We start from the raw sequence: 1,655 nt of genomic DNA, 5'->3' as shown, positions 1-1,655 counted from the left end.
ACCGAGTGGAAGGAATTCCGCAGCCCGGACTTCGAGCGGATCCGGACGACGCTCAAGCAGCCGGTGATCTTTGACGGGCGCAATCTGTACGAGCCGGACGTGCCGCGCAGCTTCGGCATCGAATATTCGGCTATTGGGAGAGGCGCTGCCCGATGACAAGACGAACGGGAAGCGTGCTCGGTGTGCCGATTGATATCGTCTCGATGAATGACGCTGCTCATACGATTCTTGACTGGGCCTCTCGTCGTGAATCGCGCTATGTGACGATTTGCAATGCACACGTCGTGGTGACCGCGACGGAGGATCCGGCGTACGGACGCATCATTTCCTGTTCCGACATGGCGACGCCAGACGGCGCACCTGTTGCATGGGTCTTGAGGAAAACGGCGGATCCGACGCAACGTCGTGTCTGTGGCCCGGATCTTACGTGGCTCTTGTGCACCAGAGCACGCGCTGAAAATGTTCCAGTCTATTTCTACGGCGGTAGTGAAACAACATTGTCACGACTTGAAGATAATCTACGCATGCAACTTCCGGAGATACCTCTGGCAGGTTTCGAGTCCCCTCCGTTCAGGCCGTTATCGGAAGATGAGGATGAAAATGTGGTCGCTCGAATCAATGCAAGTGGAGCGGGGATTGTTTTCGTAGGCTTGGGCTGCCCCAAGCAGGAGCGCTGGATGGCTGCTCACCGGGGCCGAGTCAATGCAGTGATGATCGGTGTCGGAGCGGCGTTTGATTTTCATGCCGGAACGGTCAAGCGTGCACCGAAGATTTTTCAGTCGCTTGGACTTGAGTGGCTGCACCGTTTGTGTTCGGAGCCTCGGCGCTTGTGGAAGCGCTATCTCGTTACGAATACGCTTTTTGTCATCGGCGCTCTGCGCCAGCTTCTGCGTTCCTGAAGTTCGGCGTCGGATGCGGTAGTGCTTGATTTCCGGCAAACAGGTAAATCAGAAGGTCGTTGAACACAGCATGAGAGCCCTCCCGGGGCTTTTTTTTTGCTTGTATCAGATTGTAAAAGTTCATTAAAACGGCGCTGCTGCTGCCGTCATATATCTCGTCCCCTGTTCCGAGCAGCCTCTTGTGGTTGCTTGTATCGACGGCCATTCGAGGTTGTCTGCCGGGGAAAATGTATCGGGAGAGGGCAAGCGGCCAAGCTATGCGCCTTTTTTACAATAGTTAGCGTTACTCGGTAGGTGCTTCATGTCAGCTGGTCGTCATCACTTTTTCAAAGTCGCATGTGACCTGTTGTTGGGGTTGCTCCTCCTGAGCATGTCAGCGCTGTCCTTCGGCGCCGGGATCGTCGTGAGGGTTGTTGACCGGCTGAACGAGAGTTATCTGGGTGCGCTGTCGGTGAGTGCGTACGAGAAGCTTGCGGACGGCAGTCTTGTGTGGAGGGCGAAGAGCGATACGGACGCGGAAGGACTGGTGAGGTTCGATCTCGAGGGTCTTGGAGCGGGCCGGGTCTACGTGTTTCGTACGCAGCCGTATGGAAGATGGGTGTACAGCGACGAGATCGTGGAGACGGGCGCATATCGTTTTTACGTTGGACGGTTGCAGATCAGGGTTGTGGATGGAAGCAGCGGTGAAGGTCGGGCGAATCAGGTTGTCGTGCTGCGCAAGTGGTCAGCGGATGGCAATCACACACGGGTGCTGGA

At 56.1% G+C, this 1,655-nt stretch carries 2 protein-coding genes; both read left to right on the top strand.

The genetic code is table 11. The features are described 5' to 3' along the window. The first annotated feature begins 152 nt into the window (after positions 1-152). A complete protein-coding gene (locus tag NMQ16_RS19110) occupies positions 153-899 on the top strand; it encodes a WecB/TagA/CpsF family glycosyltransferase (RefSeq protein WP_257082558.1) in 747 nt (248 codons plus the stop codon). A gap of 301 nt (positions 900-1,200) precedes the next feature. After that, a partial coding sequence (locus NMQ16_RS19105; RefSeq protein WP_257082557.1) for a hypothetical protein occupies positions 1,201-1,655 on the top strand: 455 nt, incomplete at its 3' end.

Origin of the sequence: Methyloversatilis sp. XJ19-49 (assembly GCF_024580145.1) — a bacterium.
GTDB lineage: Bacteria > Pseudomonadota > Gammaproteobacteria > Burkholderiales > Rhodocyclaceae > Methyloversatilis.
The sequence above is the reverse complement of the archived record's forward strand: the minus strand, read 5'-3'. Positions and strand labels throughout refer to the sequence as shown.

What these genes read in the sequence shown, in the direction of transcription:
- NMQ16_RS19110 (WP_257082558.1), top strand. Translation starts at nt 153, where the DNA reads ATGACAAGACGAACGGGAAGCGTGCTCGGTGTGCCGATTGATATCGTC.